Raw genomic sequence first — 16829 nt, 5'->3', positions numbered from 1 at the left:
GCGACTCAACAATTCAAAAGCTCATTGCAAAATTAGCAACAACGTATACAGCTAGTATACCAAAACCAGCCCATAAAACCTTTAAAATATTAGCCAGTAAATTTAAATCTTTGATGTCTTCTATATTTTCTATAGCGACGGCATCCCGCCCCTCACCATCAAGATTGCTTTTGATATTTCTTGCATGCTCCATAGTCCTACCTCTTTTTCTAGTTAAGAAAATAACAGATGTATTCGACTTACACCCTGATAAATTATAGCCGAAAGCACATTATACAAATTACTGACCCTTTTTTCGAGTGCTATTTTTCTAGACACTCCACAACAGGATCACCAGCCTACTTAATTTTAAACAAAATAATCAATTTTCCCATCTACCATCATAGCCGAATTTGACAATACTGACACCGTCTCTTCCTCGGACTCGGGTCCATCGTCACCTGCATGAGCCTCATTATCGGCAAAAAGCTCTTCCCCATGCCCTCTTGACCGTTCCTTTTGATCGCCAAAAGCATGCTGTGAAATATTGACATTATCTAAACGCAACAGTTGTTCAGAAAACATATCCCGCAGCCTGGGAACGGCAGCTTCAATCGCTTCTCGTACTTGTGAATGAGTCGAATTAAAAAGGACATCAACCTGCTCATTTTTAATTTGAATACGGACTTCTACCGGCCCCAGATCTACAGGATTAAGGCGTAAACTAACCATTTTTATATCTTTACTAACCATCCATGCCATTCGATTACTTAACTCATCACCCCACGCTTCATAATCACTGACGGAGGGGGCAAGGGTTGCATTTAAAGTGGTGGTGGGTGCTGCCGTTGTTCTTAACGAAGGCGATAAATAACCCGTCGCTAATGACACAGTTAATCCAGTGTCACCACGGACAGATTTTGCATCTGTATCTAAATAGACCTGACTTTTTCGGTTTAATTCAGTCTGAATTAATTCAGAAGGTATCTCTGCCATCTCTTCCTCAGAAAAGTTTGCATCTATCTCTTCAAGAATAACTTCTGTAGTTTCAGTCAGAACATTAACAGGTTTACTATTAAGTACGACAGGCGGCTGAAGGGCTTTAGTATCTAATGGTGAAAGTACAGACTGCACAGATAAGAGTATGGCTGGAGTTGTTGACATGACATTTGAATTTATAAATTCATCCGACCGCAGCAATTCAAGCGCTTCTTCATTTAGCTGTACTATTTCAGAAGAGTCAGAGCCAGCGTCAGCATCTTTAACTACAGGTAAATTTTTGCCGCTTTCTGGCAATGTTTGCTCAACGACATTCTGCTCGCTAATATTAAACTCCTGCTGTAATTGTTGAAAAAACTCATCATTACCGGCAAACTCTAATAAAGGGCTATTTTGCAAGCTCATGCTTGAAATAGAATTTTTTGATGAATCAGCTGAGATTTGTGGTGTCAACTGCAACAACTCTAAATTCATAGTTAATCTCCATAGTTTTAAAAACACCTGCAAGAGACGTGCCCTTGCAATAGAAACAGCCTCAAAATATTTTGTAATTTTTAAAATTCAGGAATAACTAAAAAGAAGACCTTAATTATAATGGTGACTCAAAAAGGACAAGTTGAGATAAAAACCCCTTCATTAATAGAGTATCCAGACTTCGACTTTGATACTCACCCTCTGAAAGTTGAACAATGGATTGCAGAGCTTCCTCTCTCCAACACAGGCGAAACGGCTCGATTAATCTTTAACACATTAACCAAGCTGAATCGCCACCCGATTCCAATTAAAAATAGAGTGAAAATTCTGGAGATTTTTCGCCCCGTAGTTAGCTGTTTACTAAAAACAATACATAAACATTTTTTTAGTTCGACCACTCCAATCACAGCAAAAAATAAAACGGTCGCCCACCTGGTACGTTCATTACAAGAAGAGATGGCTAATGGATATAAAATAGTCATTATGGATAGTTTAAATCCAGAAAATTCATACCCAGACCCTAAAATCCAGACAATGGTTGCTCACCGTGCTCTCTATTACCTGGGCGGCATGCTCTTTACTTCGTACCAGGTATATATGCCACCTCCCGCAGGAGTATGGCGTGACACCCATCAAGTATTTCATTTTTCTGAGCAGTTCAACCTGTTTCATAACACAGTCAATGATACAGAAAATGACCTGACTCCATGGAGCTCTATACTCGACGCATACAAAAAAATTGCACTATTTGCACTGGCTGACCCTTATCATTTATCTCAATATGACATGAAAAAGCTGCGTACGACTCTCTCTCTATGGGCGAGCTCTTGCCAATTGACCCAATATTCAGACTCATTCAGCCAGTCAGACACTATACTCATTAATCCTGATGGTGATTTGCCTCCATCCAAAAAAGTACAACTGGATGAAAAGCAAACTGTGCGATATCGAAGCCTAGATACAACAGAAGCATTACATAAAATCAGAAGAGACTTATCCCGAACTAGTGAAAAAAAAATCATCCGGCAAAAAAATCAAAGCCGCCTGTCTTCCAGCTTACTAACCCATTTATTAAATGCGTGGAGTCCAGCCATTAAACAGCGCTCTGCACGTAAAAATCGAGAAGCAACCCTAAACGGAGCCTTTGGTCTAGATGCCGTTCACTATTTTGTTAATGGTAACAAAAACTCTTTTGCGCGAAACTCGGAGACAAACGAAAAAAACTCACTCTTCCATTCAACTCGTTTTACTGTCTCTAATGTCACTCCAAAAGGAGTAACAAATCTAGATTCTATTAATCTTTGGGAACTTAACCACCCCCACCCTGTTAACACAGAGCTTGATGATAAAGAGTTGCTCCCTACAAATATTGATCAGTTACCAAAACTCACCTCAGAAGATCATCAGGCATACTACACAGATCACTGTATTGTAATGAATGAAAGTGCTGGAGGGCTCTGTGTTCAACTACCAAAAGAGAGTCCACCATTAATTCATATCGGTGAATTATTGTGCCTTCAAGACGCGCTGAAGCAAACAGATAATTGGGTCGTTGGAGTCGTTCGGTGGATCAAAAATTCTAAAGACGAGATCGTTAAAATTGGCGTGCAACTTTTATCGCCTTCTGCTGAAGCGGTTGCTCTCTCAACTTATTGTGATATTAATACCAAACCGGAAAGTAAGCAAAAAGATTACGTCAGAGCCCTGCTTTTACCCGAAATAAAAACGCTCAAACAATCCCGAAGCTTGCTCACTCGAGTCAACTGCTATCAATCAGGCTCTATTGTAAGTTTACTTGAAGATAATATAGAGAAACGATACACGCTACTGACAATGATAGAAGATGCATATGGTTACAACCGTTTCGAAGTCACCCCACATACTTCTGAAAAAGTAAGGGTGAACATCAATCCACCCTAACAGTGATTATCTCATTGAACGTAATGCTGCAATACGTTCATCCAGCGGTGGATGACTCATAAACAAGCGCTTAATTCCTCCACTCGATTTATTGGATATTGCCAATGCGGCCATTTGGTCAGGTAAATGAGCTTCATTAATACCTGACTTCAAGCGCTCCAGTGCCGAAGCCATCGCTGCTGGGCTGGTTAATGCAGCGCCCCCTTCATCGGCACGAAACTCACGCTTCCGGCTAAACCAGTGCACAATAGTTGAAGCCAGTATTCCCAAAACCAATTCTGCTGCAATACTTGTTACCCAGTATGCGACACCATGCCCCTGTTCATTTTTGAAAACAACACGATCAACCGTATGGCCTACAATTCGAGCTAGAAAAATAACAAAAGTATTAACAACACCCTGAATCAGTGCCAATGTCACCATATCACCATTCGCAACATGACTGACCTCATGTGCCAATACAGCTTCCACTTCCTCTTGAGTCATATTTTGCATCAGGCCAGTACTCACCGCGACCAATGCCTTGTTTTTATTCATACCCGTTGCAAATGCGTTCATATCTGGAGCATCATAAATCGCAACTTCGGGCATTTTTATGCCCGCACGTTCTGCTTGATGGCGAACAGTTTCCACTAACCAGCGCTCCGTTTCATTGCTTGGATTTTCAATCACCTGAGCACCCGTCATTCGCTTGGCCGTCCATTTTGAAATAGCCAGTGAAATAAAAGCACCGCCCATACCAAAGATTGCAGCAAAAACCAGTAAATTACCTAAATTAAGGTCACTGCCATTTTCATGAAGAATTTGATCAACCCCCAACAACCTAAGGGTAATACTCAACACAATCATTACGGCAATATTTGTCACCAAAAATAGTGCGATACGCTTCATAAAAAAACTCCAAAAAATTTAGTATTAGATCGTCATATTATGGGGTAAATAAGATAAATTACAAGAATACTCATAATAAACTCATAATCTTGAACGAACAAAGCACCATGAGCTATAAGTAATAAAACCTACCATACCATTAACTCTTACCACAACAAGATTTAACCCCAAATTTTTTCAAGATAGTTTCCATCAAACACCACTGTGTGATGCCTGATTGAAATAGATTCGCTCCCACAAACAAGGTGAACCATAACCATGTAGGCTCACTTAATACCACGCCGTTATAGAGGCTTGAAAGCACCACGGAAAGCATAATAAAAAAGCCTGCAATAATATGAATAATTCGGTCAGTTGTCATAATAATCTCCTGATTAATTTCTTGGGTTAGTTAGCACTTCTCTTCTGGAAAAGGTTTGTCTTTTTGCCATAAATAATAGATCACTGGGACGATAAACAGCGTCAAGATCGTCGCGGCCAATGTGCCAAAAGCCATTGAAACACCCAGCCCTCCAAACACAGGGTCGCTGATCATGATGGATGTACCCGCAATTACCGCCAATGCCGTCAGCAATATAGGCCGGGCACGCGCAGCCCCAGACTCCAATACCGCATCACGAACAGAGTGCCCTTTTTTCCGATAGTCCAGAATGAAATCAATCAGCAACGTTGAATTTCGCACAACAATCCCAGCCAGCGCAATCATTCCAATCATTGATGTCGCCGTGAACGGCTGCCCCGTGATCATATGCCCCGGAAAAATCCCAATCATCGTCAATGCCGTCGGTGCGATCACTAACATGGGCAGCATAAATTGCCCATAATATGCGACCATTAGAAGATAAATCAGCACCAGTGCGACAATAAATGCTGCGCCCATGTCACGGAACACATCCAGCGTCAGTCGCATTTCGCCATCCCATAACATGTGATAACCAAACGTATTATCAGGTGCGGTATCAGTAAAGCGCATGCCACCTGTTTTTAAAATGACTCCTGGCACGACCTCCTGACCATCCAGAATGCCATCCATTTCAAGCAACGGATAAACCTGAGAGCCTTGCCTGGTTTCACCCGAAACATAAGTGACAGGGTGAGCATCTTTACTATAAATAGGTTTCGCTGCGATCACTTCTTGAATTGTTGCAATCGTGGAAAGTGAGACCGGCCCATTTTTTCCCGACACATAAATACGGTTCAAATCCGATGGCTGAACCCGATACTCACGCGGCAGACGCACATTAATCCGTACCGGATAACGTGCCTCATCCACATGAATCGCGCCGATATCGTAACCACTCAAGAAATCACGTAACACTTGTGAGACCTGAGCCGTTGCAATGCCTAAACGTGCGGCTTTCTCTTTATTCACATCAATACGAAATTCAACTTGATCATCACCCACGGAATCATCGACATCGACAACGTCATAAGTCTGCTCAAACTGCTTTCTGACTTGCTTGGCAATTTCACGCTGAGTCTCGTAATCCGGCCCATAAATTTCAGCTAACAGTGTCGCGCGAACGGGAGGCCCGGGGGGGTCTTCAACCAGCTTAATACTCGCTGCGGGATATTTTTCATAGACATCCGCCAAACGCTCACGCAACTCGATAACAATGCGGTCTGACTTAATGGCTCGCTCTGACTTATCCACCAAATTAACCCGAATTTCAGCCAGATGAGCCCCTTGGCGAAAGGTTGCACCACGTAAGATTCCATTAAAATCAATCGGCCCCGTTTGTCCGACAAAGGTTTCATAGTCCGTCACCATCGCATGACTGCGCAGAACATCCGCAACATCTCGCGCCACGGCATCAGTGTTTTCCAGCGCTGTGCCTTCAGGCATATCAATCACAATATTAAAGGTATTTTTATTGCCCTTGGGTAACATTTTCAGCTCAACGGTACCCATCGTCATCGGCCCATTGACTCCGCCAGGGCGGAAAAATTGCCAAACAGGTTGCCACATCGAAGCCACAAATAAAATAACCACCACGACCCAGAAAGTACGTCGAATCACTGGGCGATCAATCAATGGTTTTGTAATACGCATGTAGGTGCGATAAACCCAGTCTTTCGGATCTTCGTCTTTCTCTTCCATCGTGGGCTCTGGCATTTTGCAGGGCAACCAGCGCTGAGCAATCCATGGCGTTAACATGTATGCAATCACTAGCGAAGCCGCCATAGCCACGGGCGTATTAAACGGAATCGGCCCCATGTATGGCCCCATCATTCCGGTCACAAATGCCATCGGGATAAAAGCCAAAATCACCGCAATGGTTGCAATAATCGTCGGCTTGCCTGTCTCATTCGTCGCAACAATGATAGCGGCCGCTTTTTCAGAAACAGAGAGCGCTTTTTTATGCAGGTGACGGTGAATATTTTCAATCACCACAATCGCATCATCGACAAGCAATCCCAATGCTAAAATCAGGGAAAAAAGTGTAATTCGGTTAATTGTCTGATCGGCAAGCAGGCCCACGGCGAGCACGACAAACAGAATCAACGGAATATTCATGGTAACAATCGTTGCTTCACGCCAGCCCAGAAATAGCATCATGATGATTACAATCGAAACAATCGCAACGGCCAGATGTTCAATCAGAACATTGACCGCATCGTCCGCCTGCTTTCCAGAATCACGCGTAACATGAACCTGAACATTGTCAGGAATCAGGTCGCCCTTGAGTGTTTCAAGCTTTTCAAGAATTCGCTCGGTAACAAAAACGGCATTTGAGCCTCGCTTTTTGGCAAAGGTGATCGAAACCGCTGGAACCTCAGGCTCAGAGCTATGAACAACATGTTTGGAAGCCAGCCCAAAACCGATGCGATGCAACGTATCCATTTCTGCTGCCCCATCGGCAATATCTGCCACATCACGCAAGTAAACTGGGTTATTGCTCCACTCGCCAACAATCAAGCGTCCGACATCATCGGCTGTTTTCAAGTAACCATCGAGCCAGATTTTGGCGACACGGTTACCCCCGACCATATCACCCACCGGCCCACCAGCATTGGCACTGACAAGCACTTGCTTCAAGGTATCCAGTGGGATGCGATACGCGGCAAGGCGCGCAGGATCTAACGTAATACGAATTTCACGGTCTCGCCCACCAATGGTGTTCGCCACCGAAACACCTTCCAGTGGAATGATCTGCTCTTTGACTCGCTGCGCAAGCTGTTTCAGCAAGACTTCGTCCACTTCAGTCGATGACAGTGTGATCACTGAAACGGGCACTTCATCCACATCCAGCGGCTTGATCAAAGGCTGTGATGCCCCTGGCGGTATGCGATCCAGATTCTGCATGATACGGTCATAAAGCTTGACCAGACTGACTTCCTTATTCGCGCCCACTTCAAACATCACGGTGACCACACCCAGCGAATCCATCGCCATTCCATAGGTGTGCTCCACGCCCGTCATCTCTCGAAGCACCATTTCCAGCGGCCGAACCACAAGATTTTGCACCTCTTCGGGGCTGGCTCCCTGCATCTGTACAATCACATTCGCCGCAGGCACATCAATTTGCGGGTTTTCTTCGCGTGGCGTAACCATCAACGCCACCACGCCAATGATAAAAATCAGGGCGCTGATGATCGGTGTGATGTTCGACCCCATCGCCGCTTTACCCAAACGGCCTGCAATATTTAATTTTGGTTCTACATCAGCCATTGATTATTTCCCCTCAACAACTTGAAGACCACTTTTAATCTGTGGAAGTGAATCAAGATTCCGTACAATACGTTGCCCTGAGTTAAGGCCGACCACCACTTCAACGCCTTCAGCTTTATTTTGCCCCAAGCGCACCAGTCGATAACGTAAAATATTATTATCATCGGCCAGATAAATGGCGGTCATTCCATGGCTGTGTACGATACTTGATTCAGGAACTACCAACCCTTGACGTTGCCCGACGTTAAACACCACTTCCGCAAACATACCTGGATGAATCGCTTTATTGCTCGGCAGAGAAATCTTGACCAAAAATTGATACGAACCCGCATCTGCCGCCTGAACTACCTGCCTAACAGTCGCTATAACGGGTAATTCAATAGAAGCGATATGCAGCTCGACTGAACTCCCTATTTGAACATCAGACAGGTATTGCTCTGAAATATGTGTTTCAACGAGAAGATGAGACGGATCTTCTAAAACTAAAATCGGCATGCCAGGTGATGCAAGATCCCCACTGTTCATCTGTTTTTGAACAATCACACCACTGAGTGGCGCGCGCACTTCAGCATAGGTGAGCTGGTTGCGTGCCTGAGCCACTTTTGACTCGGCCACTTTGTAACGCAATTGTGTTTTATCAAACTGTTGCTGACTGATCGCACGCTCTGACAACAAGCTTTTAAAGCGATCCCGATCAGAGGTAGCATCTGCCAAATCAGCTTCGGCTTGTGCCAATGCCTGCTTGGCATCCACAGGATCAATACGAAACAGCACATCACCTTTTTTAACGCGCGTGCCTTCACGCACTTTAATACCACGAATATAACCCGACAACCTTGAGCTGATCGCGACCCGATGGTCTGATGTCACGATGCCGCTGGTGATGTATTCTGAAGCCAGATCGGTCGTTGCCACAGTATGCAGCTCTGCTTGGATGGTTTCAGGCGTTGTTTCAATCAGCGTCTCTTCAGGGTTTGAACAGCCTGTGATACCAGCAATAACTAAAGTGGCCACCATCATGGGCAACCACGCGTGATTCATAAAATAACGTTTCATTGAACAACCTCCGAAGTTAATTTTCCTGCGGCCATAAAGAGTGCAGCCTGAGCCAGAGTGACATCAAATCCAGCCCGAATATATTCGGCCCGAACAGAATCCGCTTGAGCTTGTGAGTTTAATAAATCTGTTGTATTTTCCAGCCCTTGATCATGGCGAAGGGTACGAATTCGCAGCGCTTCCTCTGCTTGGCTCAAAGCCTTCTGCCATGCTTCTCTTCGATATTTTGCTTCTGATAGCTGACGTGATGCTTCCATTACCTCTCGCCGAATCTGTTGCTGTTTATCCTGTAAACGGTAACGCAGTTGTGAGGTTTGAGCCGTCGCCACATCCAGTGCTGCTTTATCGGATCCGCCTGAAAACAGATTCCATTCAACTACACCGACCAGTGTTGTATTGCCATTTTCAATCGCCATTGAATCACTATTCCATGACTGCACGGCTTTAACCGCCACTTGGGGTTTGAAGGCAGAGCGCCGCTCAACGACTGTGCTTTGCGATGCTTTCATTTGCTCCTGCAACACCTTCAAGTCAGAGCGGTGCACGGAAGCCCATTGAACCCAATCAGCCACATCACTTTTATCAAACAGCACCTCAAGCTCAAAAGGCTCTAATGAAAATTGGGCTTCAAAATCCATACCTAACAAATCGCGCAATTGATCTTCCGCTCGTGCCCGTGCGTGCTTTGATTGAGTCAATGCAATATTGACATCTAATAGATGCACATCGGCATCCATCAAATCACTCGGAATAACCATCCCTTTTTCTAACAGTGCCTGTGTCGTTTTCTGGTGATTTTTTGCCGCTTGATATGCTTTTTGAGTCGCTGAAATTTGAGCTTCTGCTTGAAGAGTTTCGCCATACGCTTTGATCACTTCAAATATAATCTGCTGCTCTAACCCTTGTTTTGCCGCAATACTGGAGTTCGCGAATGCCGCCGCTCGCTGCCGACCCGCAGTAATCGCACCGCCGTTATAGATTGGAGCCGCAATTTCCAAGCGCGTTTGAAAATTTGTTATCGCATCGGGATTGTTTAGATTGTTTGGGTCAAAATCACTCGCAGAAATACGAGACTGTTCCAGCTTGCTACCAAAAGCCTGAAGTGGAGAGTTTGTTCGTGAAATTGTGCTGTAAGCAGTGATCTTCGGCCAGTGAGAACGCTCCGCACCCAGTGCCGTCAATTGAGCCGCATCCACCCTGGCCTGCTCTGCCGCAAGCAGATAGTTTTGACTGAGTGCCAGATCAACCGCTTGTTGAATAGTAAGCTTTTGCTCATTTGCTTGAGGTGCAAATGAAACAATAGAGAGCATGAGAATAAAAAAAGAAAACCGAAAATAATTAAACGTACACATTCAATAGCCCTGTCAAGTCATACTTAACACCACAATATTACATATAAATAATATTATCAAGTGTTAATGTTACTTGAATAATGACTGGGCACGAAGATATAAATTATAGATTTTATTTACAGCATATTTCCCATAGTCATGACAAACAAGCTCTAAAAAATAAGTAAAATATCATCATCTTATGGAATAAAACAGGGTAAATTAAAGAGCACTAAAATCTCAAAAAAATAACTTTACTTCATTTGGTTTTGAGTGTTTTCAACTTGTTTTAGCTTAATGTGAATAGCGGCTTTTGCCATTAGGTGTGCGCTAACGGGTGCGGTAATGAATAGGAAGACGGTAATTAAAATTTCATGCAGGCTTATGTCGTCTGTTTTGAAACTAAAGTACAGTGCCGAGGCGATTAACAGCGCCCCTACTCCTAAGGTTGTGGCTTTGGTTGAGCCATGCAGGCGCATGAAAAAATCAGGCAGTTTATATAGCCCTATTGAGCCCACTAGGGTAAAAAAGGCACCGATTAAGATAAGTGCAGATAAAATCCATTCAAACATGTTTTTTCCTTTTCAAATTGTCCCCTATGCTTTATAACGCTGAATAGAGGGGGGATAAAATTTTATACGATGTTTCTTCTTATGTTATTTATTTGTAACAACGGGTGTTGCGTTTATTCCATAATATCGCCACGAAGCAAATATTTACTTAAGCCAATGGTGCCTACAAAGCCCATTACGGCGATCAACAGTGCGGCTTCAAAATACAGCGCACTTTGAAAGTAAAGCCCGAGCAACACCAATAAGGCGATGGAGTTTATATATAGGGTGTCGAGCGCTAAAATACGGTCTGGCACGTCGGGCCCTTTTACTAGGCGTAAAAAGCTGAGCAATATGGCAACACTGACCATTGCAAACCCAATCAATAAAACGGTTTCTAACATGCTGTAAATACCTTTTTTAAGGGCGCTTCGTAGCGCGCTTTGATCTCTTTAATCGTTGCGGGAATGTCTTCAATGTGCAACGCATGAACCAACAGTTGTTTTCGGTCTTCAGTTAAGTCGCACGAAACCGTGCCGGGTGTCAGTGAAATGGTATTGGCTAACAAGCTAATGCCTAATGGCGTTTGGATGTCTAGGTTAATGTAAAAAAACCCAGGTTTTAGGTTTTCATTACGGCTTAAAATCAGTTTCGCAACCGCCATATTGGCCACCAGAATATCCCACAACACTACGCCTAAAAATTTTAACAGGGTTAAGGGCGCTTGAATGCGTATTTTTTCTGGCCAAAACCCTGAGGTGAACCAAGGAATGAAGATGGCTAAAATTAACCCAAGAACGATGTGTCCTGCCCCAACGGTGTTATTGAGCAGTAACCAAACGCCCCATAAAACAAGGGTTAGAATAGGATGAGGAAGAACTTTGTTGAATAACGTTTTCATTATTTATTTGCCTCCGTAACCATTGGGGTGGACAGTACGGCCTCGATGTAAGCAGCGCTGTTAAAGACTTGATGCGCGGTCGCTTCGGTAAACGCGGTAATGGGTTGTGCAAAAACCACCAAAATGGGACTGGATAACAGTAACCCAATGACCGCAATAAATGCCATTCGATTTAACGGTTCGCCACGTTCGGAGGAGGAAATCGACTCGTCGGATAACGTGCGGTAAAAAATCAATGACCCTGAACGTGCCATCGACAAGATGGTAATAAGCCCTGACACCAAAACCACGGTAATAATCACAGCAAACCATGAATCGTCTAAGGCGGCACTTAAAATCAAGACTTTACCAAAGAATCCAGACAAGGGGGGCATACCCGTCATAGCAATTGCACCAATCATAAAGACGGAACCAATCAAAATAGCATTGGGCATAAATGGCCCACTTTCAAATCGATCTTCATAGGCACCACGCCCTCTTAACACCACATCGGCCAATAAGAACATCGCCCCTGCAATTAAGGTGGAGTGAATGAGGTAGTAGAGCGTGGCGTTGAGTGCCTCGGCACTCATAAGCCCGACCCCGACCAATAAGGTAGCAACCGATGCCAAGACCAAATAGGCAACTTGCTCACGTAATCCGCGCGCGGCCATCACGCCCAGTGCCGCTAAAAATAGCGTGACTAAACCAAGCCCTAATACCCACGGTGCGTAGAAATAGGATAACTCACCTGCTTCACTGCCAAAAATGGTGCCATGAATTCGAATAATGGAGTAAATTCCCACTTTGGTCATAATCGCAAACAGAGCAGCAACGGGAGCCGAAGTATTGGCGTAAGCACTTGGCATCCACAAATACAGTGGGAACATGGCCGCTTTAACCCCAAACACCACTAATAATAATAACCCTGCGGCGGCAATTACGCCTAGGTCTTCTTGCGGCGCTACGGCTATTTTAGCCGCCATATCGGCAATATTAAGTGTTCCCAGTACGCCATACAGTGCGCCAACGGCAAATAAGAACAGGGTCGAGCCAACAAGGTTAATCACCACATAGTGCAAACCTGCTTTGGTTCGCAAACGTCCATTGCCGTGTAACAACAGTCCGTAAGAGGCCAGCAATAAGACCTCGAAAAAGACAAACAGATTGAACACATCGCCCGTTAAAAACGCGCCGTTTAACCCAAACAGTTGCAGTTGAAACAGAATATGAAAGTGCGCGCCTTTTTTATCGGTATCGGTGGTCATGGCGTACCACAGAGCTCCCACTGCCAGCAGTGAGGTAATTAAGACCATGAGTGCCGACAGACGATCCAGCACCAGAACAATCCCAAATGGTGCCGTCCAATTTCCGAGCAAATAGACCTGATATTGATCGGTAGAGGTGGCCAAAATAAGCGCAACACTCAACAACACCAGCCCAATCACGGCTAAGAAGCTGATGGCACGCTGTAGGCGAATGCCGCCCATGTGCGCCAAAATAAGAATAAAGCCTGTAATCAGGGGTAAAAAGACTGGCCAAGCGGTTAAGTGACTCATCTATTTGGCCTCCTTGTTTGATTCGGTATCCAAACCATCTACGTGATCGTTGCCGAGTTCGCCACGCGCTTTCAATGCCAGTACGATTAAAAAGGCGGTCATTCCAAAGGCGATAACAATGGCGGTGAGCACCAACGCTTGTGGTAAAGGGTCGCTGTATTGTGCCGCTTCGGCCGTTTTATCAATCACGGCGGGCAAGCCAACGGTTAAACGCCCCATGGCGAACAAAAAGATATTAACGGCATACGCCAGTAAGGTTAATCCCAACACCACAGGAAAAGTACGCGCCCGTAAAGTTAAGTACACACCCGTTGCGGTGAGCACACCGATTGCGAGAGAAATAAGCCACTCCATTAGTTTGTCTCCTGTTGCGACTTAAGCGCGGATGTAGGTTGAGTTGAGTCGTTTAAGTTGGGCTGTGTTTGGTGAGACTGGTTACTTAATTTACCAAGTTCAACCAAGCTCATGACGGTTGCACCCACCACGACTAAAAACACCCCTAAATCAAAGGCGATGGCACTGGCCACTTCAAACTTGCCTACCACTGGCCAATTTAAATAGGTAAATGCGGTGGTCATAAAGGGATAGCCCAGCCCCATTGCTACAAGTCCTGTAGCCGTGGCAATCAATAGACCAAACCCGATCACCCAGTGCATATCAAACTTAAGGCGGTCATTGGTCCACGCAATTCCGTTAGAGAGGTATTGCACAATTAAGGCCACGGCGGCAATTAAGCCTGCAATAAAACCACCACCGGGTAAGTTATGCCCGCGTAAGAAAATATAGATGGCAATCATCAGCATTAACGGCAACAACAAACGCGTTAGGGTTTGCATGATCTCAGGGTGGAGGTCGCGATTCCAAACGCGCCCAACACTGTCTTGGACGGGTGCGTGCAGTTTCATGCCTTGCAACATGGCAAAAATACCCAAGCCCGCTAAGGCCAGCACAACAATTTCACCGAGGGTATCGGTTCCTCTAAAGTCCACTAGAATCACGTTTACCACATTGGTTCCACCACCACCGGGTACGGAATTTAATAAGAAAAACTCTGAAATCGGTGCAAAATCACGTGTGAGCACCGCCATGGTCAACAGCGTTACCCCAACACCTGAGAGCAATGCAATGACAATATCTCGGCTTACACGTAAATCGCTGGTCTCTTTGGGGGTGGTTTGAGGTAAAAAGTACAACGCCAATAACAGTAAAACAACGGTTACGATTTCGACCGAAAGCTGTGTTAAGGCCAAATCTGGTGCGGAAAATTTAACAAAAATTAACGAAATAATTAACCCGACCACGCCCAACATCACCAAAGCAACTAAACGTTTTCGATGCCATGCCATAGTCAGCACACTGGCAACCATTAAGATCACAATGGCTAACAGGCTCACGCCATCCACGGGGAGCAACTCACGATCGCCGAACAGAGGGGCGGAGACCGTCGTAAACCCAATAAAGCCAGCCAATAACGCCGTCGCAATGACCCAGATGGTGGCGTTTTGCAATGAGCCTTTATCAAACGAACGCGTTACGCTGCTGGCAAAGGCACCCACGGCACCTAACACGGCATTAAAAATGATACGGGCATCCCAATGCGCCACACCAGATTCATGCCATTCAAATAAGCGTTTACGCATCGTATAAACCAATACACCCAACACCAATGCCACAAAACTCATTAACAATGGCAAGTTAAAGCCGTGCCAAATGGCTAAACTATATTCTGGCGGCGTGGTTTGGAGCGTGCCTGCCACTGCAATCGCTAAGATGGGGGCAACGGTAAACATTGGAATCATACCCACGGCTAAACAGACAATGACCAACAGGTCGACTGGAATTTTCATAAAACGTGGCGGCTCATGCGGTGTTTTAGGCAGATCGACTGGTTCACCATTAAAGAAAACATCGTGAATAAAACGTAGGGAGTAAGCAACCGAAAAAACCGCCGCAAACACCACTAAAATAGGAATCGCCCACGCCCAAACAGAGCTATCTGAGGCGGTGAGTGCTTGATCAAAAAACATCTCTTTACTCAAGAAACCATTTAAGAGTGGCACCCCTGCCATTGCGGCGGCGGCAATCATCGCCAATACGGCGGTATGCGGCATGTATTTAAACAAGCCATTAAGTCGCCGCATGTCACGCGTTCCGGTTTCGTGGTCAATAATACCCGCCACCATAAACAGCGAGGCCTTAAAGGTAGCGTGGTTAATAATATGAAAAATTGCCGCGACCGCAGCCAACTGAGTTCCAAAACCAAACAGGAGGGTAATTAACCCTAAATGACTGATAGTCGAGTACGCCAACAACCCTTTAATATCGTGTTGAAACAACGCAAAATAAGCCCCCAGTAAAAAGGTAATTAAGCCTGCCCCCCCTACTAACCAAGTCCACTCAGGCGTACCTGACAACACGGGAAAGAAACGCGCTAATAAGAAAATTCCCGCTTTTACCATCGTTGCGGAGTGCAAATACGCCGATACTGGCGTAGGAGCCGCCATCGCATGAGGCAACCAAAAGTGAAACGGAAACTGTGCCGACTTGGTAAACACACCCAATAAAATCAACACTAAAATAGGAAGGTATAAATCATGTCCACGAATCAACTCACCCGCCACCAACACATCGGTTAAGTTGTAGCTGCCCACCACGTGGCCTAGCAGCAACACACCCGCCAATAAGGCTAGGCCACCACCACCGGTAATCACTAAGGCCATGCGCGCGCCTGCACGAGCATCTTGACGGTGTTGCCAATAACTGATTAATAAGAAAGAGGTAAGTGAGGTCAACTCCCAAAAAACCACCATCTGAATCAAGTTTTCAGACAGAACAATTCCGAGCATGGAACCCATAAACATCAATAAATAGGCAAAAAATCGACCCATCGAATCTTTTTTAGATAAGTAGTAACGGGCGTAAATAATAACCAACAGACCAATGACTAAAATCAGCAACGCAAACAACAGCGCCAAACCGTCGAAACGGAATGCAAACTCCAGCCCAATGGCGGGAATCCATGTCCAGCTCTGAATTAAGGTTTCACCGGCAAACACCATGGCCATGGACGGTGCCAAAAAGGCCAACGCAAGAGTGGTCACAAAAGCCGCTACCCATGCCGAAGCCAAACGATTTATATTGGCTGCCCATGCGGCAAAAATCGCTCCCACAAAAGGAAGCAAAGCCGCAATTGGCAAGTTAAAACTTAAAAGCGTCGTCATTAATGTCATGAGCTACCTGTGTTATAAAATTAATCTGATAAAAGTTTTAAGCCTTTCAAACACCCTAAAATAAGTTTAAACATACTTAAAACAGTCTTTTTGGCGACTTTAAAACAAAGCAAGAAAGCTTATCACAATCTCTAATAGAGTCCATATTTAGCCTTGTCCAATATGAAATGAGCCTGAAACGGTCAAAACTGGTTAAAAGTCGCTCATCATCCAACGATGAAAATGATCATGAAACTAGAAGAGTTGAAGACTATAGAACAACTGACCCAGTTTTTAGGTGGCGCTC

Annotated in this window: 14 protein-coding genes; 1 reads left to right on the top strand and 13 read right to left on the bottom strand. The window is 44.9% G+C overall.

Going from position 1 to position 16829, the window contains the following annotated elements:
- Positions 1-13: 13 nt before the first annotated feature.
- Both L3J70_10085 and L3J70_10080 read right to left on the bottom strand, forming a co-directional pair.
- On the bottom strand, positions 14-193 hold the full coding sequence (locus L3J70_10085) for a hypothetical protein (protein MCF6236701.1): 180 nt from the start codon (positions 191-193) through the stop codon (positions 14-16).
- A gap of 155 nt (positions 194-348) precedes the next feature.
- The gene (locus L3J70_10080) at positions 349-1452 is read right to left on the bottom strand and encodes a flagellar hook-length control protein FliK (GenBank protein ID MCF6236700.1); all 1104 of its coding nucleotides are present in this window, start codon (positions 1450-1452) and stop codon (positions 349-351) included.
- Positions 1453-1572: 120 nt separating this feature from the next.
- Between L3J70_10080 and L3J70_10075 the strand changes: the two genes are divergently transcribed.
- Entirely contained in the window at positions 1573-3372 is a 1800-nt protein-coding gene (locus L3J70_10075; GenBank protein ID MCF6236699.1) for a hypothetical protein, read from the top strand.
- A 6-nt stretch (positions 3373-3378) separates the two neighbouring features.
- Here L3J70_10075 and htpX read toward each other — a convergent pair whose 3' ends face one another.
- The 11 genes from htpX to L3J70_10020 form a co-directional block, all read right to left on the bottom strand.
- Positions 3379-4263 carry a protease HtpX gene (htpX, locus tag L3J70_10070; GenBank protein MCF6236698.1) on the bottom strand — a complete coding sequence of 295 codons (885 nt, stop codon included), beginning with the start codon at positions 4261-4263 and terminating at the stop codon, positions 3379-3381.
- A 139-nt stretch (positions 4264-4402) separates the two neighbouring features.
- Positions 4403-4624 (bottom strand): DUF2892 domain-containing protein, encoded by a 222-nt coding sequence (locus tag L3J70_10065; protein MCF6236697.1) that lies wholly within the window; start codon positions 4622-4624, stop codon positions 4403-4405.
- A gap of 30 nt (positions 4625-4654) precedes the next feature.
- Positions 4655-7936, bottom strand: coding sequence for an efflux RND transporter permease subunit (locus tag L3J70_10060; protein MCF6236696.1), 3282 nt, complete (start codon positions 7934-7936; stop codon positions 4655-4657).
- Between the two features lie 3 nt (positions 7937-7939).
- On the bottom strand, positions 7940-8992 hold the full coding sequence (locus L3J70_10055) for an efflux RND transporter periplasmic adaptor subunit (protein MCF6236695.1): 1053 nt from the start codon (positions 8990-8992) through the stop codon (positions 7940-7942).
- Entirely contained in the window at positions 8989-10344 is a 1356-nt protein-coding gene (locus tag L3J70_10050; protein MCF6236694.1) for a TolC family protein, read from the bottom strand. The genes L3J70_10055 and L3J70_10050 overlap by 4 nt, the downstream gene beginning before the upstream one ends.
- 233 nt (positions 10345-10577) lie before the next feature.
- The gene (locus L3J70_10045; GenBank protein MCF6236693.1) at positions 10578-10895 is read right to left on the bottom strand and encodes a Na+/H+ antiporter subunit G; all 318 of its coding nucleotides are present in this window, start codon (positions 10893-10895) and stop codon (positions 10578-10580) included.
- Between the two features lie 113 nt (positions 10896-11008).
- The gene (locus tag L3J70_10040; GenBank protein MCF6236692.1) at positions 11009-11278 is read right to left on the bottom strand and encodes a K+/H+ antiporter subunit F; all 270 of its coding nucleotides are present in this window, start codon (positions 11276-11278) and stop codon (positions 11009-11011) included.
- A complete protein-coding gene (locus L3J70_10035; protein ID MCF6236691.1) occupies positions 11272-11775 on the bottom strand; it encodes a Na+/H+ antiporter subunit E in 504 nt (167 codons plus the stop codon). The genes L3J70_10040 and L3J70_10035 overlap by 7 nt, the downstream gene beginning before the upstream one ends.
- Positions 11775-13313: a monovalent cation/H+ antiporter subunit D gene (locus L3J70_10030; protein MCF6236690.1), complete on the bottom strand. Its 1539-nt coding sequence runs from the start codon at positions 13311-13313 to the stop codon at positions 11775-11777. The genes L3J70_10035 and L3J70_10030 overlap by 1 nt, the downstream gene beginning before the upstream one ends.
- The gene (locus tag L3J70_10025) at positions 13314-13667 is read right to left on the bottom strand and encodes a Na+/H+ antiporter subunit C (GenBank protein MCF6236689.1); all 354 of its coding nucleotides are present in this window, start codon (positions 13665-13667) and stop codon (positions 13314-13316) included.
- Positions 13667-16534 (bottom strand): monovalent cation/H+ antiporter subunit A, encoded by a 2868-nt coding sequence (locus L3J70_10020; GenBank protein MCF6236688.1) that lies wholly within the window; start codon positions 16532-16534, stop codon positions 13667-13669. The genes L3J70_10025 and L3J70_10020 overlap by 1 nt, the downstream gene beginning before the upstream one ends.
- Positions 16535-16829 lie beyond the last annotated feature (295 nt).

The sequence above is a fragment of the Gammaproteobacteria bacterium genome (assembly GCA_021648145.1).
Taxonomy (GTDB): Bacteria; Pseudomonadota; Gammaproteobacteria; order JAADGQ01; family JAADGQ01; genus S141-38.
Note: the sequence above shows the minus strand (reverse complement) of the source record. Positions and strands in the feature narration are given on the sequence as shown.